Genomic DNA, 23,926 nt, shown 5'->3' on the forward strand with positions numbered 1-23,926 from the left:
CTCTCTCTCCGCAGAGGGAGAGTCGCAGGGAGGAGCTACTTTTTCCAGTAGTCGTCAAACACAGTCACCGGCATACGGCGCTTATGTTCGGTTTTGGTGTACCAGCCCTCGATAATTTTCGCCGATTCGGCATTGATGGTTTTGCCTTCCAGATAATCATCGATCTGCTGATAGGTTACGCCAAGCGCCACCTCATCCTGCAGGCCGGGACGATCGTCTTCAAGATCGGCCGTGGGATGTTTCATCCAGAGGTGCTCCGGACAGCCCAGCGCCTTCAGCAGCTGTTTACCCTGGCCTTTGTTAAGGCGAAAGATCGGGTTCACGTCGCTGCCGCCATCGCCATATTTGGTATAAAAACCGGTCACCGCTTCCGCCGCGTGATCGGTGCCCAGCACGATACCTTTGGTCATGCCGGCGATGCTGTACTGCGCCTTCATGCGTTCACGCGCCTTTTCGTTACCGCGGACAAAATCTGACAGCGCGATACCCGCTTCCTGCAGTGCGCGCTCGCTCGCCAGCACCGCCTCTTTGATATTGACCACCAGGGTACGATCGGGCTGAATAAACGCCAGCGCATCCTGACAATCCTGCTCGTCGGCCTGTTTACCATACGGCAGGCGCACGGCAATAAAGGTGTACTCTTTATCGCCGGTCTCATGACGCAGTTCGCTGACCGCCATCTGCGCCAGCTTACCGGTCAGCGTTGAGTCCTGCCCGCCGCTGATGCCCAGCACCAGCGTTTTCAGAAAAGGATGCGCTTTCAGGTACGCTTTCAGGAAATCGACGCTGACGCGGATCTCCTGCTGCGGATCGATAGCGGGTTTAACACCAAGGGCCTGAATAATTTCCTGCTGCAGTGACATGAACCTCTCCTCAAGTCAGAAGCCTGACGGCATGATGCGTAACATCAGCTAAAGCTAACGCCTTGGCCGCAAAACAACAAGCCAAACGGCGACTGGCGCAGACGGTTTGCTGCTGAATCAGGCGCTTTCAGGCCGCTGCGCCAGCAGGGTAAACATCAGGATTGCCAGCATAAAGCAGCCGAAAATGGTGGCGCTCATGCTGATAACCGAGGTCCCGCCCACGCCGCTAACCGGCACGCTGATGGCGCCCAGCGTAAACATGGTGACGCCGATAACCGCAGAAGCACTGCCGGCGCGGTGCCCCTGACTCTGCATCGCCAGCGATGCGGCGGTGGTTGCGATTACACCGTTACTGGCAATAGAGAAAAATAGCGCCACCAGAATAACCGGCAGGGCGGCGTCGCTCAGCGCGGCGGTCAGCAGGGTGGCGGAGGCGACAAATGCCAGCGTCAGCCCGCCCTTAAGCACCCGGTATTCGCCCCAGAGCGGACAGAGCCGTGCGCTGGTTTGTGAGGCGATAATCAGGCCGCACCCGTTGGCAGCAAAGCAGAGGCTGAACGCCTGAGGCGAGAGGCCGTAGATCTGCTGCAGCACAAACGGCGAGGCGCCGATATAGGCAAACATGCCTGACATCATAAAGCCCTGCGTCAGGCAAAAACCCATAAAGGGCCGATGCGTAACGACCTGGCCCAGCGCCGCCCAGGCGGAAAACAGAGAGCCCTGGCTACGGCGTGCAGGCGGCAGCGTCTCATGCAGCTGCCAGCGCGCCAGCAGAATCAGCAGAATGGCGATCGCCGCCAGTACGAGAAAAATGCCGCGCCAGCTCATGATTGTCATCAGCGCGCCGCCCAGTACCGGCGCTCCCACCGGTGCAAGGCCGTTGACCAGCATCAGCAGCGCAAAAAAGCGCGTCAGCTCGTGTCCGCTATACATATCCCGGGCTATAGCGCGCGACAGCACGGCACCGCCAGCGCCAGCCAGCCCCTCAAACAGGCGGGCAATCAGTAGCGAATGGATATCTTTTGCCAGCGCGCAGCCGACAGAGGCAATAAACAGCAGCAGCAGCGACAGCAGCAGGGGCCGGATGCGGCCAAATTTATCGCTCATGGGACCAAATAGCAGCTGTCCCGCCCCGAGGCCCAGCAGGCCGGCAGTCAGACTGAGCTGAGCGGTGGAGGTCTGCGTGTGCAGATCGCGCGCCAGTTCAGGCAGCGCGGGGAGATAGAGGTCGATACAGAGCGGTCCGAGCGCCGCCAGAAGTCCGAGCGTGATGGCGTAAACCAGCCGGTTAGGGTGTGCAGATGTCATGGGGCCTCTGAGCCGGGTAAAAAGTTAACCGCGCGATTATACGGAGCAGGGCGCAGCAGCACAGCTTTTTTACTCCGGATATATTGCGATGAACGCATCTAAAAGCGTCGCCACCAGGTTGATAAATCTGAATTTGTGTTCCAGGCTTATTCCGACATGGACAAAGTATGAGGAACAAAAAATGAATAAAGTGCTGGGATGTATCGCTGCCGCTATGACGCTGGCTGCTCTGTCTGGTTGTACCACTTACGATCGCGCGGAAAGTTATGTCACCAAACCGGTGGTAAAAGATGTTAAAAAAGGCATGACGCGTGAACAGGTGCGTCAGATTGCGGGTCCGGCTTCGACCGAAGTCACCATGGCGCACGCGCGTGGCACCTGCCAGACTTACGTTATCGGCGAGCGCGATGGCAAAATGCAGACCTATTTTGTCAGCTACAACGATACCGGTCGCGTGATGAACTACGGCTTCCAGAGCTGCAAAGAGTACGACACCGATCCGCAGGTTGCGCAGTAACTCTTTTTTGCTGAATAAAAAAGGGCCCGTCTGAGACGGGCCCTTTTTCATGCTGAAGTCAGCGCTTAGCGATGCGCCAGTTCGGCGTGCTCATCGCTCTCCAGAATTTTTTTGTCGGTCTGACCCAGCCAGCGGCTGGTCAGCGAACCGGCCGTCATTGAACCGTTCACGTTGAGCGCGGTACGGCCCATATCAATCAGCGGCTCAATGGAAATCAGCAGCGCGACCAGCGTCACCGGCAGCCCCATTGCCGGCAGCACAATCAGCGCAGCAAAGGTAGCACCGCCGCCCACACCGGCTACGCCAGCGGAACTCAGGGTGACGATCCCGACCAGCGTGGCGATCCAGACCGGATCAAACGGGTTAATACCGACAGTAGGAGCAACCATCACGGCCAGCATTGTCGGATAGAGTCCGGCACAGCCGTTCTGACCAATTGTGGCACCGAAGGAGGCGGAAAAGCTGGCAATCGCTTCCGGCACGCCGAGACGGCGCGTCTGCGTTTCCACATTCAGCGGAATGCTGGCCGCGCTGGAGCGGCTGGTGAAAGCGAAAGTGATCACCGGCCATACTTTGCGGAAGAAGCGCAGCGGATTGATGCCGTTGATCGACAGCAGCAGCGCATGCACGCCAAACATAATCGCAAGGCCAAGATAGGAGGCGAGAACAAAGCTGCCCAGCTTAACGATATCGTGCAGGTTAGAGCCGGCGACCACTTTAGTCATCAGAGCCAGTACGCCATATGGCGTCAGCTTCATGATCAGGCGCACCAGTTTCATCACCCAGGACTGCAGCGTATCAATCGCGGCCAGTACGCGTTCACCTTTCACTTTATCATCGCGCAGCAGATGCAGTGCAGCGACGCCGAGGAAAGCAGCAAAGATAACGACACTGATAATGGAGGTCGGGTTCGCGCCTGCCAGATCGGCAAACGGGTTTTTAGGGATGAAAGAGAGCAGCAGCTGCGGCGTGCTGAGATCGGCGACTTTACCCGCATAGTTGCTCTGAATAGCATTCAGACGCGCGGTCTCCTGCGCACCCTGCACCAGCCCTTCAGCGCTGAGGTGGAAGAGGCCGGTCACCATCACGCCGACCAGCGCGGAGATAGCCGTGGTAAACAGCAGTACACCGATGGTCAGCACGCTGATTTTGCCCAGCGAGGAGGCGTTATGCAGACGCGCCACCGCGCTCAGTATTGAGGCGAATACCAGCGGCATAACAATCATCTGCAGCAGCTGTACATAGCCATTACCGACCAGATTAAACCAGCCGATCGAATCCTTAACCACTGCGCTGTTTTCGCCATAAACCGCCTGAAGCGCCAGGCCAAACAGCACGCCCAGCACCAGGCCGGTCAGTACGCGCTTTGACAGGCTCCAGCTCTGGTTGCCAATGCGGTTAAGCAGCACCAGCAGAGCGGCAAAGACCACTATGTTGATAATAAGAGGGAAATCCATACTTAACTCCAGAAAGATGCCGTCCTGCAAAGTGCAGGCGGCATAGCGTAACGTAAATTTCTATCAGAGAATGTCAGGGATGTTAGCAGCACAATTAAGTGCAGGCTTATACCCAAAAAGTATGGGTTATAACTTTTTGTTTAATATGGCGTAATTATTAGCCGTTTAGCGGATTAATTAACCGGTTCACGCTGGATTGCAGTGTATCAAACAGCTGCTGCGGCCAGCCGTTTGCACCAAAAGCAGGCATGCCAGCCGGAAACCAGAGCGCCGCAACCACCAGTCCCAGACAAAGTATCCGCTCCAGCTGATTACCGCTCTGGCTTCTGAGAATAGGCAGACGAAAGCGCCAGCGGCAGGGCCACAGCAGCGGAACGCCAGCTGGCGTCAGCATGTCAGCCACGATATGGCTCAGGTAGCCCAGCGTCAGTCCCTGCAGCACATCCGCCGGCAGAAACCAGTCTGCCGGCACGTTCACTTTAAACAGCCACAGGCTGATAGCCACTGCCAGCAAACTGTGGGTAAAACCGCGATGTCCAAACGCCCGCGCGATGGGCTGAGAGAGCCAGCGAAAACGCTGGCCCAGCGTGGATCGGGGGTGGTCGATATCCGGCAGCAGGCAGGTCAGCAGCGTAGCGGGAACCAGATGCCACCAGTCCGCCGCAGCCAGAACCGGTGTCAGCTCAGCACGCTTGGCAAAAATAGCGCTGGCGATAGCAAAAATTATATGGCCTTCGGCCGTCATGATTAAATCCGGATACAAAACTGTCAATGCATCCAGTATAGGGATTTATCCAGTAAATGAGAACGGTGACGCTGTAACGAAGAGTGAATTATTTTCGCGCTGGCTGACCGCTGTATCAGACTGCGCCATACACCCTGCGGTCAGTTAAACAGATGCTCTGCGCGCAGTTCCGTCAGGCTCGGCAGCCGCACATCTGCCAGCGCCCAGCGGGCATCCGCGTAGTGTGCAGCCGCAGGCACCACAATAGAACGCATGCGCGCCGCTTTACAGGCGATCATGCCGTTGAAGGAGTCTTCCAGCGCCACACAGTTAAGCGGATCGATATCAAGCGCCGCTGCCGCATTCAGATAGACCTGCGGATGAGGTTTGCTCAGCGGCAGCGCTTCAGCGGAGGCGAGGGCGGAAAAGCAGGGCCGCAGCCGGAACATCTCCAGCACCCGCTCCAGCATGGCCAGCGGCGAAGCGGAAGCGAGCGCAATCCGCAGCCCCTGCTGCTGACAGAGCCGCAGCGCCTGATCGACACCGGGCAGCAGCGGCTGCTGCGCTTCGATCAGCGATAGCGTACGATCGATAATACGCGCCGTGACGTCGGCCTGAGTCGCACCCTGCCACGGCTGTGCCTCATACCACATGCGTACGGTCTGATCGATGCGCAGGCCAAGCGTGTCAGGCAGCTTCGCGCGACGACTGACGTCAACGCCAAGGCTTGCCAGTACCTCCATCTCAGCCTGATCCCACAGCGGTTCAGAATCAATCAGTAAACCATCCATATCAAAAATAGCGGCGTACACCGGACGACGATAGCGCATGACAATATCCTTCTTAGCGGTTTGCGCCACCTTATCACGCCAGAGTGCGAAAACAAGGACGCGACAGGTAACGCATTTTTCAGGAAAAAATCGCCGACTGCAGGTAGACTTAGGGCAAAATAATTATCTGTATAGGAAAGTCTGCATGACATACCAACAGGCTGGCCAGGTCGCCATCCTTAAGCGCGTGGCTGGCTGGATCATTTTCATTCCGGCACTGCTGTCGACAATTGTTTCCATGCTCGGTTATTTATATCAGCACAGCGTAAAGCAGCCCGGACTGGATGCCGTATTGCTGGATTTTATCCATGTCATGGTGGACATGCTTAAATTCAATACGTCGTTTCTCAATCCGTTCTGGCACAACTCGCCGGTGCCCGATTTTCACGGCGGGGCAAATATCGGTTTCTGGATCGTTTATGCGCTGATTTTCATCGGCATGGCTTTACAGGCATCGGGTGCGCGCATGTGGCGCCAGTCGCGGCATGTTAAAGAGGGCATTGAAGATCAGCTGATTCTGGAGCAGGCAAAGGGCAGCGAAGGCCGCACGCGCGCGCAGCTTGAGGAAAAAATCCGCGTCCCGCACCACACTATTCTGCTGCAGATTTTTCCGCTCTATATCCTGCCAGTAATTATTGCTGTTGCCGGCTACTTTTTACTGACGCTGCTGGGCATGCTTTAAATCATCAGGCCGGTCTGGCCCGATCCTGCGCCAGTTTGTCGTCGCTAAGCAGCTGACTGACGGCAAACTGCGCCTCCTCCTGCCACTGGCCGGAAAAAACGTTCGCGCGGTTCAGCAGGTAATAGAGCTGATATACAGGCTGGCGTTGCGAAAATCCCTCTGCCAGCGGCCACTCTGCGTGATAGCCCTGCATGATCTCACGCGGCAGTTCATGGTAATAACTCAGCATCGCCAGGTCGCATTCGCGGTCACCCCAGTAGCAGGCAGGATCGAAAATCCATGGCCCGCTGCTGCTATCTGCACAGTTGGCAGGCCAGAGATCGCCATGCAGTAGCGAAGGCTGCGGATGATGATGAGCCAGCGCCTGCTGAACGCTGTCAATAATCTGATTCATGTCACCATAGGTCACACCGCGTTCCGCTGCCAGCTGCAGCTGCCAGCCGATACGCTGCTCCGCAAAAAACAGCGACCAGCGCCGCAGCCAGCTATTGGGCTGCAGGGTAGTGGTAATATTATTATCGAAATCGAGTCCGAACTGGCGCTGCTCACTCCATTGATGCAGGCGCGCCAGCTGCTGCCCGAGCTGATAACCCGCTTCCGCGCTGAGCGGCTGCGGCGGAATATACTCCAGCAGAAGAAAACTGGCGTCGCGCGTGCTGCCGACGCCGTAGACGGTCGGCACCCGGACTGTCTGCGTGCGCGCCAGCAGACTGAGCTGATCGGCCTCCCAGCGGAACAGGTCCAGCCGGTCATGGGTGTTGCACTTGACGAAGACATCCAGATCGCCGTAGCGGATACGCCAGGCGGGATGGATATCCCCGCCGGGCAGGGGCTCGCGCTGCGTAATCTCTGCTGGCTGAGTCTGTTCGCTTAACAGGCGGCTGATGGCTGACCACATGGCGGGCTCCTCGTTAATCGCGATATCGCTGCAATTGTAGCGCGCAAAAAATAGGCAAGGCCAGTTTTACCGGCGGCCTCAGACAGGGTTCTGCAAAAATTGCTGCAGCGTTGTAACCTTTGTCTGCGGAGACTGATGCAATGCCACCTCTGCAATACGCGCAGCCTGCTCCGAAACCGCTTCAGGCGTCAGCGTGCTGACAATGCCGAAGCTGTTGGTTCCCAGTTCATGCGGATGTCCTTCAGCATCGTGCAGGGTGGTGCTATATCCGCTATTGACCATAGCGCTGGTCAGCGATTGAAGATCGCTTAGCCCCGACTCCTGATAGTGGAAAGTGACAACGTAACTCATAACGTCCAGCGTGCTCATTTTCTCACCTCACTGTAACCAAACAGATTTCAGCGTAGTCCACCCCACAGCTGAGAGCGAATTTTGTTCAGTTGCAGCGTAAGGCTGTGTCAGCAGCGGCAAAATTCCTGATAATTGCGGGCTGTTATTTCTCTGAACGGCACCTATAATGCGCGCCGTTAGTGAACGCGTCTGCAACGTATCATGCTGGTTGATGCAGGGAACGGCCTGATGCCGCCTCATAATTTTTTACAAAACTTACAGTAAATTGCATTGATTGCCGGTAAAAACGCTGCAGACTCACCTGTTTTTAAATTGCCGCACGGATCACCCTTTAATGAAAGTTCTTAATAAGCTGTCCGCTATTTTTCTGCTCTCTGCCGGAGCATTTTGTCACCAGGCTTTTGCTGATAACGCTGTCTTCACCTCAATGGATGATCCTTCAACGGCCAAACAGCCGTTTGAAGGCAGCGCATCAGCCGGTTACCTGGCGCAAACCGGTAACACCACCAGCTCTTCGCTGACGGCTTCAACCAGCATGACCTGGTATCAGACCTCAACGGCTTACAGCCTGTGGGGCAACGCGGCGAACACCTCATCCAACGATGAGCGTTCATCTGAAACCTACAATATCGGTGGCCGCAGCCGCTACAACATGAACAGCGCTGATTATCTGTTTGGTCAGGCCAGCTGGCTGAGCGATCGTCTGAATGGTTACGATTCCCGCGACGTGCTGACGGCCGGTTATGGTCGCCAGATCCTCAACGGTCCGGTGCACTCTCTGCGCGCGGAATTTGGTCCGGGCGTACGTTACGACGACTTTCACGACGGCGGGCATGAGACCAAAGCGCTGGGCTATGGCGCAGTCAGCTATCAGTGGCAGCTGACGGATACCACGAAATTCATTCAGGGTGTATCCGTGCTGAGCAGCTTCGGCGAAGATACTACGGTGAACTCAGAAACGGCCCTGCAGGTCGCCATCAATGAGCACTTTGCGCTGAAGATGGGCTACAACGTGACCTGGAACAACAATCCGCCAGAGTCCGCGCCCGATCGTACCGATACCAAAACCACGATTCAGCTCTCCTACGCAATGTAACTGCCATACCAGAAAACCGCCGTCCGGCTCAGGCTGCACGGCGGTTTTTTTTCGTGTTTGCTTAGACTTAGCCCGCAAGGCGGGTTTTGCTGCAGGGTGAAAGCTGTTATCATATTTGCCGCTTTATGCGCCTGGCGTCATTACGACAATGTGGGTCTGACATCACGCCGGGTACACACACCAAACACAGTGTTGCATGTAGGCTTTCGTGTGGCTTACCACTGCAATTTAAGGATATAAAATGCCAGTAATTACTCTTCCTGACGGCAGCCAGCGCGTTTTTGACCACCCGGTCAGCGTAATGGATATTGCGCTGGATATTGGTCCCGGCCTGGCGAAAGCCTGTATCGCCGGTCGCGTAAACGGTGAGCTGGTAGATGCGGTTGATCCCATCACCGAAGATGCTCAGGTAGCAATCATCACCGCAAAAGATGAAGCGGGTCTGGAGATTATCCGGCACTCCTGCGCGCACCTGCTGGGCCATGCTATTAAACAGCTGTGGCCTGATACCAAAATGGCGATTGGCCCGGTCATCGATAACGGCTTCTATTATGACGTCGATCTCGACCACACGCTGACGCAGGAAGATCTGGAACAGCTGGAAAAGCGTATGCACCAGCTGGCTGAAACCAATTACAACGTGGTAAAGAAAAAAGTCAGCTGGCAGGAAGCGCGCGACGTCTTTGCTGCGCGTGGCGAAAGCTATAAAACCACAATCCTTGATGAGAATATCAGTCACGACGATCGTCCTGGCCTCTATCATCATGAAGAGTATGTGGATATGTGCCGCGGTCCGCACGTGCCGAACATGCGCTTCTGCCACCATTTTAAGCTGCAGAAAATTGCGGGCGCTTACTGGCGCGGCAACAGCGATAACAAAATGCTGCAGCGTATTTACGGCACGGCCTGGGCAGATAAGAAGCAGCTGTCAGCCTATCTGCAGCGCCTGGAAGAAGCAGCAAAACGCGATCATCGCAAAATTGGTAAACAGCTCGATCTCTACCATATGCAGGAAGAGGCGCCGGGCATGGTGTTCTGGCACAATGACGGCTGGACGATTTTCCGCGAGCTGGAAGTTTTTGTCCGTACCAAACTGAAAGAGTATGATTACCAGGAAGTAAAAGGTCCGTTTATGATGGACCGCGTGCTGTGGGAAAAAACCGGCCACTGGGAAAACTACAAAGAGGCGATGTTTACCACCTCTTCAGAAAACCGCGAATATTGCATTAAACCGATGAACTGCCCGGGTCACGTGCAGATCTTCAATCAGGGTCTGAAGTCCTATCGCGATCTGCCGCTGCGTATGGCAGAGTTCGGTAGCTGCCACCGTAACGAGCCATCGGGTGCGCTCCATGGTCTGATGCGCGTACGCGGCTTTACGCAGGATGATGCTCACGTATTCTGTACTGAAGATCAGGTGCGCGACGAAGTAAACAGCTGTATTCGTATGGTGTACGACATGTACAGCACGTTCGGTTTTGAAAAAATCGTCGTGAAGTTGTCTACCCGTCCGGAAAAACGCATCGGTACCGATGAGATGTGGGATCGCGCAGAGGTTGACCTGGCCGAAGCATTGAAAGAGAATGATATCCCCTTTGAGTATCAGCCGGGTGAAGGGGCATTCTACGGCCCGAAAATCGAGTTCACCCTGTATGATTGTCTCGATCGTGCCTGGCAGTGTGGCACGGTTCAGCTAGACTTTTCTCTGCCAAAACGTCTTGATGCCACCTATGTGGGTGAAAACAACGACCGTCAGACACCGGTGATGATTCACCGTGCGATTCTGGGCTCTATGGAGCGCTTTATCGGTATTCTGACTGAAGAGTTCGCTGGTTTCTTCCCGAGCTGGCTGGCACCGGTACAGGCTGTAGTGATGAATATCACTGACAGTCAGGCAGAATATGTCAGTGAACTGACAAAGAAACTGCAAAATGCTGGCATTCGTGTCAAAGCAGACTTGAGAAACGAGAAGATAGGCTTTAAAATCCGCGAGCACACATTGCGTCGCGTCCCTTATATGCTGGTTTGCGGTGAGAAAGAGGTGGAAGCAGGCAAAGTTGCCGTGCGCACCCGCCGTGGTAAAGACCTCGGGAGCATGGACGTAGATGTGTTTGTTGAGAAGCTGCAACAAGAGATTCGCAGCCGACATCTTCACCAATTAGAGGAATAAGGTTATTAAAGGCGGAAAACGAGTACAACCGACGCGTCCAAACCGTATTAACGGCGAAATCCGAGCCACCGAAGTGCGCCTCACTGGCGTTGACGGCGAGCAACTTGGCATTGTCTCTCTACGCGAAGCGATTGAGAAAGCTGAAGAAGCTGGCGTAGATTTAGTTGAAATCAGCCCGAACGCCGAACCGCCGGTATGCCGTATTATGGATTACGGCAAGTTCCTTTATGAAAAGAGTAAGTCTTCTAAGGAACAGAAGAAGAAGCAGAAAGTTATCCAGGTTAAGGAAATTAAATTCCGTCCTGGTACTGATGATGGCGACTATCAGGTAAAACTCCGCAGCCTGATGCGCTTTCTGGAAGAGGGCGATAAAGCCAAAATCACGCTGCGTTTCCGCGGTCGTGAGATGGCGCACCAGCAGATCGGTATGGAAGTGCTTAACCGCGTCCGTAAAGATCTGTGTGAAGATATCGATCTGGCAGTGGTCGAGTCCTTCCCTTCGAAGATCGAAGGCCGCCAGATGATTATGGTGCTCGCACCTAAGAAGAAACAGTAGGCTTTCAAGTAATGATGCCGCGCAGCGTTCGCGCTGTGCGGGATTATTCGCCTGTCTGGTTCATTTTTTTAACAATGCGAAGTGGATATTTGTAAAAATGCCAAAGATTAAAACTGTACGTGGCGCGGCTAAGCGCTTCAAGAAGACCGCCTCTGGCGGCTTCAAGCGTAAGCACGCAAACCTGCGTCATATTCTGACCAAAAAGTCTACTAAGCGTAAACGTCACCTGCGTCCAAAAGGCCTGGTGTCTAAAGGCGATCTGGGTCTGGTTATTGCCTGCCTGCCGTACGCATAAGTAAATTTTTTTTAATTCGCCCGTCGCGCTGTAAGGCTTATCGCCAGCAGAGCACCGGCAAAACAGAATATGATTAAGGAGAGCTCATGGCTCGCGTAAAACGTGGTGTAATTGCTCGCGCACGTCACAAAAAAATCTTAAAACAAGCTAAAGGCTACTACGGTGCACGTTCACGTGTTTACCGCGTTGCTTTCCAGGCTGTTATCAAAGCTGGTCAGTATGCTTACCGCGACCGTCGTCAGCGTAAGCGTCAGTTCCGTCAGCTGTGGATCGCGCGTATCAACGCAGCGGCGCGTCAGAACGGTATGTCTTACAGCCGTTTCATCAATGGCCTGAAAAAAGCGTCCATTGAGATTGACCGTAAAATCCTGGCTGACATCGCTGTATTCGACAAAGCAGCCTTCGCTGCTCTGGTAGAAAAAGCGAAATCAGCTCTGGCGTAAGTCAGGTAAAAAAGGGAGCTTGCTCCCTTTTTTATTACCTGCAACTCACGCAAAAGATTGACATTTTCGCCGCCGGGCATTTCAATAGGGCGGTTTTTAATTTTCTCAAGGTAATGCAAGCATGCACGCTGCTCTTTTCCGTTTCTTTTTTTACTTTAGCGCCTGAACATCAGGGGCTTGTGCGCATAAGAAAAGAAACGAAAAATCGCGCTGAAAGCCTCCCTCGTGGAGGCTTTTTTGTTTCTGGCGAGACTTAATCGGATCCCGGATCCCAACAAGAACTGACCAGCCCGGCTGGAAGAAGAGGAAATCATGTCCCAACTCGCAGACCTGGTGGCCCGTGCCACGGCCGCCATCGACGAGGCGTCGGATATCGCCGCTCTGGACGCTGTACGCGTCGAATTTCTGGGTAAAAAAGGGCACCTTACCCTGCAGATGACCACCCTGCGTGAACTGCCGGCTGAAGAGCGCCCGGCGGCAGGTGCGGTGATTAACGAAGCAAAACAGCAGGTACAGGATCATCTTAACGCCCGTAAAAATACGCTGGAGAGTGCGGCGCTGAATGCGCGCCTGGCGGCAGAAACGATTGATGTCTCACTGCCCGGACGCCGCAGCGAAAACGGCGGTCTGCATCCGGTAACGCGCACCATTGACCGCATCGAAAACTTTTTCGGCGAGCTGGGTTTTGCCGTGGTGACCGGACCGGAAATTGAAGATGACTATCATAACTTCGACGCGCTGAATATTCCGGGTCACCATCCGGCCCGCGCCGATCATGACACCTTCTGGTTTGATGCCACGCGCCTGCTGCGTACGCAGACCTCAGGCGTGCAGATCCGCACCATGAAAAATCAGCAGCCGCCGATCCGTATTATCGCGCCGGGCCGCGTTTACCGTAATGATTACGATCAGACCCACACGCCGATGTTCCACCAGATGGAAGGCCTGATTGTCGATAAAGACATCAGCTTTACCAACCTGAAAGGAACGCTGCACGATTTCCTGAATAACTTCTTTGAAGAGAATCTGCAGATCCGCTTCCGCCCGAGCTACTTCCCCTTTACTGAACCTTCAGCGGAAGTGGATGTAATGGGCAAAAATGGCAAATGGCTGGAAGTACTGGGCTGCGGCATGGTGCATCCGAATGTACTGCGTAACGTCGGCATCGATCCGGAAATTTACTCCGGCTTCGCCTTTGGTATGGGAATGGAACGTCTGACCATGCTGCGCTATGGCGTCACCGATCTGCGTGCTTTCTTCGAAAATGATTTACGTTTCCTCAAACAATTTAAATAAGGGCAGGTTATCCAATGAAATTCAGTGAACTCTGGTTACGCGAATGGGTAAATCCAGCCCTGGACAGCGCTGCGCTGTCTGAACAGATCACCATGGCAGGCCTTGAGGTTGATGGTGTTGATCCCGTTGCCGGCGCGTTTCATGGCGTAGTCGTGGGTGAAGTGGTGGAGTGCGGCCAGCACCCGAACGCGGATAAACTGCGCGTAACCAAAATCAATGTCGGCGGCGATCGTCTGCTGGATATCGTCTGCGGCGCGCCTAACTGCCGCCAGGGACTGAAAGTGGCAGTGGCTACCGTGGGTGCCGTACTGCCAGGTGATTTCAAAATCAAAGCGGCCAAACTGCGCGGCGAGCCTTCTGAAGGCATGCTCTGCTCCTTCTCAGAGCTGGGTATTTCCGACGATCACAACGGTATTATCGAACTGCCAGCCGATGCGCCAGTAGGATGCGACATTCGCGACTACCTGAAGCTGGATGACAATACTATCGAGATCAGCGTGACGCCAAACCGTGCGGACTGTCTGAGCATCGCCGGCGTGGCGCGTGATGTGGCCGTGGTTAACGGACTGCCGCTGACGGCGCCTGCAGCAGAACCGGTTGCGGCGACCATTACCGATACATTCCCAATCCGCATCGACGCTACCGACGCCTGTCCGCGCTACCTGGGACGCGTAATTAAAGGTATCAATGTCAAAGCTGAAACGCCGCTCTGGATGCGTGAGAAACTGCGCCGCTGCGGCATTCGCTCAATTGACCCGGTGGTCGATGTCACTAACTATGTGCTGCTTGAGCTGGGTCAACCGATGCACGCCTTCGATCTCGACCGCATCAGCGGCGGCATTGTGGTGCGTATGGCGCAGGAGAATGAGACGCTGACCCTGCTGGATGGCACCGAAGCAAAATTGCAAAATGACACGCTGGTTATTGCCGATCACCAGCAGGCGCTGGCGATGGGCGGTATTTTTGGCGGTGAGCACTCAGGCGTAAATGAAGCGACACGTAACGTGCTGTTTGAGTGCGCCTACTTTGATCCGCTGGCCATTACCGGCCGCGCACGCCGCCACGGACTGCATACTGATGCGTCACATCGCTATGAGCGTGGTGTCGATCCGGCGCTGCAGCATACAGCGATTGAACGTGCGACCCGCCTGCTGCTGGATATCTGCGGTGGTGAAGCCGGTCCGGTTATCGATCAGACTGATGCCTGTAAACTGCCGCCGCGCGCCACGATTACGCTGCGCCGTACAAAACTCGATCGCCTGATTGGCCACGTTATCGCCGACGAACAGGTGACAGATATCCTGACCCGTCTCGGCTGCGAGGTCACGCAGGGCGAAGGCGAGTGGAAAGCGGTGGCACCGAGCTGGCGTTTTGATATGGCGATTGAGGAAGATCTGGTTGAAGAGGTTGCCCGCGTTTACGGCTACAACAACATCCCTGATGTGCCGGTAAAAGCCAGCCTGATTATGACGCAGCATCGTGAAGCCAGCCTGTCGCTGAAGCGGGCGAAAACGCTGCTGACAGACAAAGGCTATCAGGAAGCGATCACCTACAGCTTTGTCGATCCTAAAGTGCAGCAGCTGCTGCATCCGGGGGAAGAGGCGCTTATCCTGCCAAGCCCTATCTCCAGCGATATGTCAGCAATGCGCCTGTCACTCTGGACCGGTCTGCTCAGCTCAGTAGTTTACAACCAGAATCGCCAGCAGGGGCGTGTGCGCCTGTTCGAGAGCGGTCTGCGCTTTGTGCCTGATACGCAGGCCGATCTCGGCATTCGCCAGGATCTTATGCTGGCGGGCGTAATCAGCGGTCATCGTGACGAAGAGCACTGGGATCTGGCGCGTCAGCCGGTTGACTTCTATGATTTGAAAGGCGATTTAGAGTCGCTGCTGGAATTAACCGGCAAATCTGAAGCGATTTCATTCCGCGCGGCTGCCAATCCGGCGCTGCATCCCGGACAAACAGCGGCTATCTGGCTGGACAATGAACAAATCGGATTTATCGGGGTGGTTCACCCGGAGCTGGAACGCAAGCTGGATCTCAACGGTCGTACCTTAGTGTTTGAACTGCTTTGGAATAAGGTTGCAGACCGCGTCCTGCCTGACGCGCGTGAGATTTCACGCTTCCCGGCTAACCGCCGTGATATCGCTGTTGTGGTGGCAGAAAGCGTCCCTGCAGCAGATATCATCGCAGAGTGTAAGAAAGTTGGCGTAAATCAGGTAGTTGGCGTAAACTTGTTTGACGTGTACCGTGGTAAAGGCGTGAACGAAGGCGAAAAGAGCCTTGCGATTAGCCTGATTTTGCAGGATACCAGCCGGACACTCGAAGAAGAGGAGATTGCTGCGACCGTTGCCAGATGTGTAGCAGCATTAAAAGAGCGATTCCAGGCAACCTTGAGGGATTGAACCTATGGCGCTTACAAAAGCTGAAATGTCAGAATATCTGTTTGAAAAACTCGGGTTGAGCAAACGCGACGCCAAAGAGTTGGTCGAGCTTTTTTTCGAAGAAGTTCGCCGCGCGCTGGAAAATGGAGAACAGGTTAAGCTGTCCGGATTTGGTAACTTTGATCTGCGCGACAAAAACCAGCGTCCGGGCCGTAACCCGAAAACGGGAGAGGATATTCCTATCACCGCGCGCCGTGTGGTGACCTTCCGTCCGGGGCAAAAGCTGAAAAGCCGCGTTGAAAACGCGTCACCGAAGGATGCTGACTGATTTCAGTATGATAAAAAGGCCGCTCAGCGGCCTTTTTTATTACTGTGCCAGCCTGCAGGGGGATGGCTTTCTTTTTGCCATAATCCCTCTACAATCGTGACATTCTCCTGCTTAACTGCCTCGCTTATGACTCTGCTCGATCAGCTTGCCCGTCAGACCGGTCGCCGTAGCCGGCGTACACTGCTGCTGCTCGCCGCGCTGCTGTTGCTGCTCAGCCTGCTCAGCCTGTGTGCCGGCGAGCGCTGGCTGCTGCCTGCCGAATGGTTTACCCCGCAGGGCGAGCTGTTTGTCTGGCAGATCCGTCTGCCGCGTACGCTGGCCGTTATTGCGACAGGCGCCGCGCTGGCGCTCTGCGGTACCGTTATGCAGGCGCTGTTTACAAATCCGCTGGCTGAGCCGGGACTGCTCGGCGTCTCTAACGGTGCCGGCGTGGGAGTAGTACTGGGCGTGCTGCTCGGCAGCGGCTCCCTGTGGAGCCTGGCGCTGGCGGCGATGGCTGGCGCCCTGGCAATTACGCTGATCCTGCTGCATTTTGCCCATCGTCAGCTCGCCAGCAGTCGCTTACTGCTTACCGGTGTGGCGCTGGGTATTATCTGCAGCGCTGTGATGACGTGGGCAGTCTACTTCAGTACCACGCTCGACCTGCGTCAGCTGATGTACTGGATGATGGGAGGCTTTGGCGGCGTTGACTGGCGCTATGGCTGGCTGATACTCAGCCTGATGCCGGTAATCGCCGCGCTGCTGTGCAGTGCGCGCACGCTGAATCTGCTGGCGCTGGGCGAGACGTCTGCGCGGCAGCTCGGCTTACCGCTGCAGCTGTGGCGTAACCTGCTGGTGCTGGCCATGGGCTGGCTGACAGGCGTCAGCGTGGCGCTGGCGGGGGCGATCGGCTTTGTCGGGCTGGTTGTCCCGCATCTTCTGCGGCTGAGCGGCATCAGCGATCATCGCTATCTGCTGCCTGCAGCAGCACTGGCGGGTGCGGCAGTGCTGCTGGCGGCGGATATTCTTGCGCGGCTGCTGCTGACCTCTGCTGAACTGCCGATAGGCGTGGTGACCGCGACGCTGGGCGCACCGCTGTTTATTCTGCTTTTAGTAAAATCTTCACGCTAGCTGCGGCTGGCGTTATCTGACGGACACAGGAGAACACCATGACGTTGTATCAGATCCCGCTGAAAACCCTTGATGGTACCGCCACTACGCTGGAGGCCTGGCGTGACCGCGTACTGCTGGTAGTGAACGTCGCCTCCCGCTGCGGACTGACGCCGCAGTATGAGCAGCTTGAGTCACTCCATAAAGCGTTTCAGGCGCGGGGCTTTAGCGTGCTGGGCTTTCCCTGCAACCAGTTCCTGGAGCAGGAGCCGGGCACTAACGAAGAGATCCGGACGTTTTGCAGCACCACGTATGGCGTGACGTTTCCTCTGTTTGATAAGACGGACGTTAACGGCGCGCAGCGCCATCCGCTCTATCGCACGCTGGTCAGCGCCCAGCCGGAAGCTGAACGTCCGGAGGAGAGCGGTTTTCTTGAGCGTATGATAGCGAAAGGCCGGGCGCCGGCAGAACCCGGCGATATCCTGTGGAACTTCGAGAAGTTCCTGGTCGATAAACAGGGTAACATTATCGCCCGTTTTTCACCCGATATGGCTCCGGATGCGCCGCAGGTGCTTAAGCGTATTGAGCAGGCGCTGACCGCCTGACATGCTGCTGGCGTGTCACGGTCTGAGCTGCCCCGGCCGGCTGGCGCCGCTGGATCTCGCTCTCGCGCGCGGGGAGTGGGTACATCTGGTGGGCGCTAACGGCGCCGGAAAGAGCACCCTGCTGGAGGCGCTCAGCGGTCTTGCGACTCCGCGCGGAGAGCTGCTGCTTAACGGCACCGCTGTTGCTGCGCTGTCAGGAGAGGCGCTGGCTCAGCAGCGTGGCTGGCTGCCTCAGCAGCAGCCTGCGCCCGGCGCGATGCCGGTCTGGCACTACCTGCAGATGCATCTGCCGCGTGGTGCTGGCACAGAGCTGAATAACGTGCTGGCGCGTTTGCTGTCGCAGCTGAGTCTGCATCATAAGCTGGAGAGCGCTCTGACGCAGCTCTCCGGAGGGGAGTGGCAGCGGGTGCGCCTGCTGGCGGTGATACTGCAAATCCATCCTGACATCAATCCGCAGGGCAGCCTGCTGCTGCTCGATGAGCCGATGAGCGCGCTGGATGTGGCGCAGCAGCAGGGCGTCACCCGGCTTCTGCAGCAGCTTTGCGCCGCCGGCATCGGCGTGATCACCAGCAGTCACGACCTGAATCATACGCTGCGCTACGCGGATCGCGTCTGGTTGCTGCATCAGGGAGAGCTGAAATATCAGGGCAGGGCGCATGAGGTGCTGACGGCCGCCCGGCTTGCGCCGCTGTTTCAGACAGAGTTGACAGAGGTGGATACACCGCAGGGGCGTCTGCTGCTGCTCTCCTGACTTGCACACCGCGCGCGTTTACGGCTACAGTGTCTGCCGGATCGGGCTGACAGGGAACAGGCTATGCGGTTACTTATTCTGCTATTCGTGCTGATGGTCACAGGGTGCAGTCATCATGCGCCTCCGCCTGATTCCCGTCTCTCAGATCCTGCCGCAGTGCAGACCCGGCTCAACTATCAGCTCAGCCGCTGGCAGGGCACGCCGTACCGCTATGGTGGCCTCAGTCCGCGTGGGGTTGACTGCTCCGGCTTTGTCCTGCTGACGTTCCGCGATCGCTTTGACATCGCGCTGCCACGCTCCACACGCGCTCAGACAAAAATCGGCAACCGTATCGATCCACGTGATTTGCTGCCTGGCGATCTGCTGTTTTTCAAAACCGGCAGCGGCGAAAACGGGCTGCATGTCGGTATATATGCCAGCAACAACACCTTTATACACGCCTCTACCAGCAAAGGCGTTATTCGCTCTTCGCTCAATAATGTTTACTGGCAGAGGGTCTTCTGGCAGGCGCGCAGAATATGACAAGTTGCATTCTGGATGAATGAAATAGCGCGGCGAAAAGAGAGCTTAATTCGCACAATGGGTTCTTTTTTTGCTGAAATAAAGCTCTCATTAAAATTGGTACTTTACCACCTGACAAATTACTACTAAAAATAGAGCTAAAGATTTTATCATTGTGGATATTAACACGGCGTATTTGGCTTAAGTATAATTTAATGATTAATAGCTTGCATTAGGCGCTAAAACACCTTCTCTTCCGGCGTTTGGTGCTATTGCCTGACTCTTTTCATTGATATACGATGCCTTCATTGCCACTGCCTCTGGCTGTAAAAAATGAAAGTCCATATTTCGGCCGACTATCAGTCGGAAACCTGGTTTTATCCGGCTTATACGCTGGAGGGCCAGCTCACTGCGGTTGAGCTGGTTACACAATTTGTTCATGACAGTGCGCCAATTACGTTGCCACAGGATTTACTGTTGCCGCAGCTCGATGCCAGTCAGCAGTTAAGGCTGCTGCAGGCTCAGCTTTTAATCCTGGAAAAGCACCGCGCTTTCTTTGAGCGTAATCATGTTGATGCGCTAATGAGAATTGACGAATCGCTGGCTGAAACGCTGTTAGAGAGTGAAATTCTGTTAAGGAAATTTAAACAGCTGCCATTTATCGTAATGGATATCAGCGAAACGTTTCCGCAATTATCTGCCGGCAAAGCGCATCCGGTTTTATCCCGACTTAATCATCAATTCCGTTTATCGCTTTCACAATTCGGAGCTGGCAAAGCCCCGGCAACGGCAGTCTATGATTCGCTGTTTAGCGTCCTGAAGCTGGATAAATTATTTATCCAGAATCTGGCGAAGCGCGCCTCCTTTATCCCTTTTATGCAGACGGTTATCGATAATTTCAGCGGCTATACGCAGCAAATTATTATTTCTGGTATCGATGATGCGCGCCTGCTGAGCAAAGTCAGCGATCTGAGCGGCGTGCATATTCAGGGTAACGTGTTCCCGGTGGTTAAAGCGGAACGGTTAGAAGATCTCATCACTCCTTTTCTGACGCAGACCACACCCTCGCAGCAGTAATTCAGGCGCTGTTTTTCCCGGGCGCCCCGTGCCAGACTATCCTTTACTCTCTACACGCTATCCTGGTGCTGCATTATTAAGCACCTCTGGAGTATATATGCAATTTATCAATAGCTGGCAGCAGGAGCTGACCGGATATTACACATCGCTGCAGCCCACGCCGCTGGCGGGAGGGCGTCTCCTCTATCATAATGCGCCGCTGGCGGCGGAAATGGCGCTGGATGCGGAGCTGTTTGCCGGCGACGGCCACGGCGTATGGAGCGGTCAGGCGCTGCTGCCAGGCATGGCTCCGCTCGCTCAGGTGTATAGCGGCCATCAGTTTGGCGTCTGGGCCGGGCAGCTGGGTGACGGACGCGGCCTGCTGCTGGGTGAGCAGCAGCTGGAAGATGGGCGCAAGCTGGACTGGCATCTGAAAGGCGCAGGCTTAACCCCTTATTCCCGCATGGGAGATGGACGGGCGGTGATCCGCTCAAGCGTGCGGGAGTTTCTCGCTTCAGAAGCGTTACACCATTTGGGTATTCCCGGGACGCGCGCCCTGGCGCTGGCCATCGGTGACGAACCGGTGCTGCGCGAAACGCAGGAGCGCGGCGCGATGCTGATGCGTATTGCGGAGAGCCATCTGCGTTTTGGTCACTTTGAACACTTCTATTACGCAGGGGAGACGGATAAAGTACGCCAGCTGGCAGACTATGCGATTCGTCATCACTGGCCGCACCTTGAGGCGGAACCGGATCGCTATCTGCTGTGGTTCACGGATGTGGCAAAACGTACCGCCCGCCTGATCGCACTGTGGCAGAGCGCAGGCTTTGCTCACGGAGTGATGAACACAGATAACATGTCGATTCTCGGCCTGACGCTGGATTACGGTCCTTACGGCTTTCTTGATGAGTACGATCCCGCCTTTATCTGCAACCACAGTGACTATCAGGGGCGCTATGCGTTTAATAATCAGCCGACGGTTGGCCTGTGGAACCTCAACCGGCTGGCGCACGCGCTGTCGGGATTGCTGACCACGGAGCAGCTGAAGCAGGCGCTGAGCCACTATGAGCCTGAACTGATGCGCGTCTGGGGAGAGCGCATGCGGGCGAAACTTGGCCTGCTGACGCCGCAGGCAGAGGATAATACGATTCTGAGCAACCTGCTGGCGCTGATGAGCAATGAGCACAGCGATTACACCTTTACGTTTCGTCAGCTCAGCTATACCGAACAGCAGGAAAGGCGTTCGCCGCTGCGCGATGAGTTTATCGATCGCGACGCGTTTGATCGCTGGTATAGCAGCTATCAGCAGCGACTGCTGCAGGATGAGGCCAGCGACAGCGAACGGCAGGCGGTGATGCAGGCGGCCAACCCCGCCATCGTGCTGCGTAACTATCTTGCCCAGCAGGTGATTGAAGAGGTGGAGCGGGGCGAGACTGCGGCCCTTAAAGAGCTGCATCTGGCGCTGCAGCACCCCTTTGATGAAGCGGCCAGCAGCGCGACGTTGCGCCAGCGGCCGCCGGAGTGGAGTAAAACGCTGGAGGTCAGCTGCTCCAGCTGATATCAGAAACGGCTGTCGACGGCGGCAGCCAGCTCTGCCAGTACCGCCGCGCTATCGTCCCAGCCGAGGCAGGGATCGGTAATCGACTGGCCGTACACCAGCGGCTGACCAGCCACCACTTTCTGGTTTCCTTCCTGCAGAAAACTCTCAATCATAACGCCTGCTACCGCTCGCGAACCGGCGCGGATCTGCGCGGCGATATCGCGCGCCACATCACGCTGGCGACGATGCTGCTTAAGGCAGTTGCCGTGACTGAAATCGATCACCATCTGCTCAGACAGGCTGAACTCACGCAGGCTGGCTGCCGCCGCCGCCACATCTTCCGCATGATAGTTTGGCTGACGCCCGCCGCGCAGGATCACATGACCGTGCGGATTGCCGCTGGTCTGATAAATGGTCATCTGGCCCGCTTTATCCGGCGAGAGGAACATATGGCTGGCGCGGGCAGCACGAATGGCGTCGACGGCGATCTGTACGTTACCGTCCGTGCCGTTTTTAAACCCTACCGGGCAGGAGAGCGCAGAGGCCATTTCGCGATGGATCTGGCTTTCAGTGGTGCGGGCGCCAATGGCACCCCAGCTGATGAGATCGGCTATAAACTGGCCGATGACCATATCGAGGAATTCAGTCGCCGTTGGCAGACCCAGCGCATTGATATCCAGCAACAGCTTGCGGGCGATAGCAATACCGCGATTGACATCAAAGCTGCCGTCAAGGTCGGGATCGGAAATCAGCCCTTTCCAGCCCACCACGGTACGCGGTTTCTCAAAATAGGCGCGCATGACGATTTCCAGCCGGTCCTGATACTGCTCGCGCAGCTGCTGCAGGCGTGCCGCATAATCCAGCGCAGCGCGCGGGTCATGCAGCGAACAGGGCCCGATTATGACCAGCAGGCGCGGATCCTCGCCGGTCAGAATGCGCGCAATATGCTGGCGCGCGGCCGTAACGCTCTCTGCGATATCAGACGATAGCGGGTGCTGGCTGGCCAGCGCGGCGGGCGTAATCAGGCTGCCAATTCGCGCCGTACGCAGTTCATCAGTTTTATTCATAGTGGCTCTCAAACAGGTTCTTCGCAGCGGTGATATATCGGGAAGTGATGAGGTTCACAATAAACCAATGCGTCCTGAATTCAACCAGCAAAATCACAGAGATAATAAATACGCGGGCCGCTTAGCGCATCAGTCAGTACATATGTCGCTCCAGCCCCATAATGTCGAGGATTTTGGTGGCAATCTCCTCGACCGAGTAGTTGGTACTATTGAGGTAGCGAATCTGATGTGTACGGAACAGCGCTTCCACTTCACCCACTTCCAGCCGGCACTGGCGTAGCGAGGCGTAGCGGGTATTCTCCGCCCGTTCCTGGCGAATGGCCGCCAGCCGTTCCGGATCAATGGTCAGCCCGAACAGCTTGTGCTGATGCGCGCGCAGCGCAGGAGGAAGCTTGAGGTTATCCATATCATCGGCAATAAAGGGGTAGTTGGCTGCGCGAATACCAAACTGCATGGCAAGATAGAGGCTGGTCGGGGTTTTGCCACAGCGCGAAACGCCCAGCAGGATCACCTGAGCATCTTCGAGTCCGCGCAGTGAGATCCCGTCATCATGCGCCAGGGTGTAGTCAATCGCGGCGATACGCGCATCATATTTACCCAGGTTATTCGCGGTCAGCCCGTGAGTGCGGTGTGCCACCGGCATAGAGGAGACGCCCAGTTCACTCTGCAGGGGAGCCACCAGCGCCTGCACAATATCCTGACAAAACCCCTCACTCTCCAGAATGATGTCGCGAACCTCAGGCGTAACGATGGAAAAAAAGACCAGCGGCCGCACGCCGCTGCGCTGCCAGAGCGCGTTGATCTGCGCTTTGACCGCCTGGGCGCGCTGCACGTTTTCTACAAACGGCAGGGTAACGCTGTGCGTATCAACCGGAAACTGCGAGAGCACCGCGTGGCCCAGCACTTCTGCTGTAATGGCGGTGCCGTCTGAAATATAAAACACGCTGCGTTCAGTGCTCATTGAAAAGTGCTCTCTGAATGAATAGTGAATTAACCGATTTCATTTCAAATTAAATCGAAATGAAATATCCATATGCCGCCGTGCTCAGACCGGAATAATGTCATACCTGACGTTAATAGCATCATAAAGAAAAAGCGATAAATAAACGTCCGCGCCCGCCA

General features: G+C 55.8%; 26 protein-coding genes and 1 other annotated feature. Of the genes, 17 read left to right on the top strand and 9 right to left on the bottom strand.

The window, feature by feature from the left end:
- Positions 1-35: 35 nt before the first annotated feature.
- Together nadE and C1Y41_RS03515 are read right to left on the bottom strand one after the other, a co-directional pair.
- Positions 36-863: an ammonia-dependent NAD(+) synthetase gene (gene nadE, locus C1Y41_RS03510; RefSeq protein WP_039384028.1), complete on the bottom strand. Its 828-nt coding sequence runs from the start codon at positions 861-863 to the stop codon at positions 36-38.
- 117 nt (positions 864-980) lie between these two features.
- On the bottom strand, positions 981-2,171 hold the full coding sequence (locus C1Y41_RS03515; RefSeq protein ID WP_039384031.1) for a multidrug effflux MFS transporter: 1,191 nt from the start codon (positions 2,169-2,171) through the stop codon (positions 981-983).
- A gap of 181 nt (positions 2,172-2,352) precedes the next feature.
- Here C1Y41_RS03515 and osmE point away from each other — a divergent pair, with 181 nt between their 5' ends.
- The gene (gene osmE / locus C1Y41_RS03520) at positions 2,353-2,688 is read left to right on the top strand and encodes an osmotically-inducible lipoprotein OsmE (RefSeq protein WP_039384034.1); all 336 of its coding nucleotides are present in this window, start codon (positions 2,353-2,355) and stop codon (positions 2,686-2,688) included.
- A gap of 65 nt (positions 2,689-2,753) precedes the next feature.
- Here osmE and C1Y41_RS03525 read toward each other — a convergent pair whose 3' ends face one another.
- The 3 genes from C1Y41_RS03525 to hxpB all read right to left on the bottom strand — a co-directional run bounded on the left by C1Y41_RS03525 (position 2,754) and on the right by hxpB (position 5,699).
- Positions 2,754-4,145, bottom strand: a complete 1,392-nt coding sequence (locus C1Y41_RS03525) for an L-cystine transporter (protein WP_071668767.1) — start codon at positions 4,143-4,145, stop codon at positions 2,754-2,756.
- Positions 4,146-4,302: 157 nt separating this feature from the next.
- Positions 4,303-4,890, bottom strand: a complete 588-nt coding sequence (locus C1Y41_RS03530) for a metal-dependent hydrolase (RefSeq protein ID WP_039384043.1) — start codon at positions 4,888-4,890, stop codon at positions 4,303-4,305.
- Positions 4,891-5,030: 140 nt separating this feature from the next.
- Positions 5,031-5,699: a hexitol phosphatase HxpB gene (gene hxpB / locus C1Y41_RS03535; protein WP_104084795.1), complete on the bottom strand. Its 669-nt coding sequence runs from the start codon at positions 5,697-5,699 to the stop codon at positions 5,031-5,033.
- Between the two features lie 145 nt (positions 5,700-5,844).
- Between hxpB and C1Y41_RS03540 the strand changes: the two genes are divergently transcribed.
- Positions 5,845-6,381, top strand: coding sequence for a YniB family protein (locus C1Y41_RS03540; RefSeq protein WP_039384049.1), 537 nt, complete (start codon positions 5,845-5,847; stop codon positions 6,379-6,381).
- A 4-nt stretch (positions 6,382-6,385) separates the two neighbouring features.
- Here the strand turns inward: C1Y41_RS03540 and C1Y41_RS03545 are convergent, their stop codons facing one another.
- Both C1Y41_RS03545 and ghoS read right to left on the bottom strand, forming a co-directional pair.
- Positions 6,386-7,279 (bottom strand): fructosamine kinase family protein, encoded by an 894-nt coding sequence (locus C1Y41_RS03545; RefSeq protein ID WP_094111903.1) that lies wholly within the window; start codon positions 7,277-7,279, stop codon positions 6,386-6,388.
- Between the two features lie 78 nt (positions 7,280-7,357).
- A complete protein-coding gene (gene ghoS / locus C1Y41_RS03550; RefSeq protein ID WP_039384054.1) occupies positions 7,358-7,648 on the bottom strand; it encodes a type V toxin-antitoxin system endoribonuclease antitoxin GhoS in 291 nt (96 codons plus the stop codon).
- 316 nt (positions 7,649-7,964) lie between these two features.
- Between ghoS and C1Y41_RS03555 the strand changes: the two genes are divergently transcribed.
- From C1Y41_RS03555 to C1Y41_RS03620, 15 genes are all read left to right on the top strand, one after another.
- The gene (locus C1Y41_RS03555; RefSeq protein WP_039384056.1) at positions 7,965-8,726 is read left to right on the top strand and encodes a YdiY family protein; all 762 of its coding nucleotides are present in this window, start codon (positions 7,965-7,967) and stop codon (positions 8,724-8,726) included.
- A 241-nt stretch (positions 8,727-8,967) separates the two neighbouring features.
- On the top strand, positions 8,968-10,896 hold the full coding sequence (gene thrS / locus C1Y41_RS03560) for a threonine--tRNA ligase (RefSeq protein WP_104084796.1): 1,929 nt from the start codon (positions 8,968-8,970) through the stop codon (positions 10,894-10,896).
- Positions 10,897-10,900: 4 nt separating this feature from the next.
- A complete protein-coding gene (gene infC / locus C1Y41_RS03565) occupies positions 10,901-11,452 on the top strand; it encodes a translation initiation factor IF-3 (RefSeq protein ID WP_039384061.1) in 552 nt (183 codons plus the stop codon).
- A gap of 97 nt (positions 11,453-11,549) precedes the next feature.
- On the top strand, positions 11,550-11,747 hold the full coding sequence (gene rpmI / locus C1Y41_RS03570) for a 50S ribosomal protein L35 (RefSeq protein ID WP_010275699.1): 198 nt from the start codon (positions 11,550-11,552) through the stop codon (positions 11,745-11,747).
- Between the two features lie 86 nt (positions 11,748-11,833).
- Complete coding sequence (rplT, locus tag C1Y41_RS03575; protein WP_039384062.1) at positions 11,834-12,190, top strand: 50S ribosomal protein L20; 357 nt, start codon at positions 11,834-11,836, stop codon at positions 12,188-12,190.
- Between the two features lie 116 nt (positions 12,191-12,306).
- Positions 12,307-12,432, top strand: a sequence feature (Phe leader region).
- Positions 12,312-12,356, top strand: coding sequence for a pheST operon leader peptide PheM (gene pheM, locus C1Y41_RS19985; protein ID WP_139074214.1), 45 nt, complete (start codon positions 12,312-12,314; stop codon positions 12,354-12,356). It overlaps the preceding feature by 45 nt.
- A 70-nt stretch (positions 12,433-12,502) precedes the next feature.
- Positions 12,503-13,486, top strand: a complete 984-nt coding sequence (gene pheS / locus C1Y41_RS03580; protein ID WP_039384066.1) for a phenylalanine--tRNA ligase subunit alpha — start codon at positions 12,503-12,505, stop codon at positions 13,484-13,486.
- Between the two features lie 14 nt (positions 13,487-13,500).
- Positions 13,501-15,888 carry a phenylalanine--tRNA ligase subunit beta gene (gene pheT / locus C1Y41_RS03585; protein WP_039384067.1) on the top strand — a complete coding sequence of 796 codons (2,388 nt, stop codon included), beginning with the start codon at positions 13,501-13,503 and terminating at the stop codon, positions 15,886-15,888.
- Between the two features lie 4 nt (positions 15,889-15,892).
- Complete coding sequence (gene ihfA / locus C1Y41_RS03590; protein WP_021506246.1) at positions 15,893-16,195, top strand: integration host factor subunit alpha; 303 nt, start codon at positions 15,893-15,895, stop codon at positions 16,193-16,195.
- A 126-nt stretch (positions 16,196-16,321) separates the two neighbouring features.
- Entirely contained in the window at positions 16,322-17,305 is a 984-nt protein-coding gene (btuC, locus tag C1Y41_RS03595; RefSeq protein ID WP_039384070.1) for a vitamin B12 ABC transporter permease BtuC, read from the top strand.
- A gap of 38 nt (positions 17,306-17,343) precedes the next feature.
- Positions 17,344-17,889 carry a glutathione peroxidase gene (locus C1Y41_RS03600; protein WP_039384072.1) on the top strand — a complete coding sequence of 182 codons (546 nt, stop codon included), beginning with the start codon at positions 17,344-17,346 and terminating at the stop codon, positions 17,887-17,889.
- Position 17,890: 1 nt separating this feature from the next.
- Positions 17,891-18,640: a vitamin B12 ABC transporter ATP-binding protein BtuD gene (btuD, locus tag C1Y41_RS03605; RefSeq protein WP_104084797.1), complete on the top strand. Its 750-nt coding sequence runs from the start codon at positions 17,891-17,893 to the stop codon at positions 18,638-18,640.
- 63 nt (positions 18,641-18,703) lie between these two features.
- The gene (locus C1Y41_RS03610) at positions 18,704-19,162 is read left to right on the top strand and encodes an NlpC/P60 family protein (protein WP_039384078.1); all 459 of its coding nucleotides are present in this window, start codon (positions 18,704-18,706) and stop codon (positions 19,160-19,162) included.
- Between the two features lie 312 nt (positions 19,163-19,474).
- Positions 19,475-20,218, top strand: a complete 744-nt coding sequence (locus tag C1Y41_RS03615) for an EAL domain-containing protein (RefSeq protein ID WP_039384082.1) — start codon at positions 19,475-19,477, stop codon at positions 20,216-20,218.
- 97 nt (positions 20,219-20,315) lie between these two features.
- Positions 20,316-21,755, top strand: coding sequence for a YdiU family protein (locus tag C1Y41_RS03620; protein WP_071668770.1), 1,440 nt, complete (start codon positions 20,316-20,318; stop codon positions 21,753-21,755).
- Positions 21,756-21,757: 2 nt separating this feature from the next.
- Here the strand turns inward: C1Y41_RS03620 and C1Y41_RS03625 are convergent, their stop codons facing one another.
- Positions 21,758-22,804, bottom strand: coding sequence for a 3-deoxy-7-phosphoheptulonate synthase (locus tag C1Y41_RS03625; RefSeq protein ID WP_104084798.1), 1,047 nt, complete (start codon positions 22,802-22,804; stop codon positions 21,758-21,760).
- A 133-nt stretch (positions 22,805-22,937) separates the two neighbouring features.
- The gene (locus C1Y41_RS03630) at positions 22,938-23,765 is read right to left on the bottom strand and encodes a pyruvate, water dikinase regulatory protein (RefSeq protein WP_039384092.1); all 828 of its coding nucleotides are present in this window, start codon (positions 23,763-23,765) and stop codon (positions 22,938-22,940) included.
- Between the last annotated feature and the right edge of the window lie 161 nt (positions 23,766-23,926).

The organism is Pantoea sp. ICBG 1758 (assembly GCF_002928325.1).
GTDB classification, from domain to species: domain Bacteria; phylum Pseudomonadota; class Gammaproteobacteria; order Enterobacterales; family Enterobacteriaceae; genus Pantoea; species Pantoea eucrina.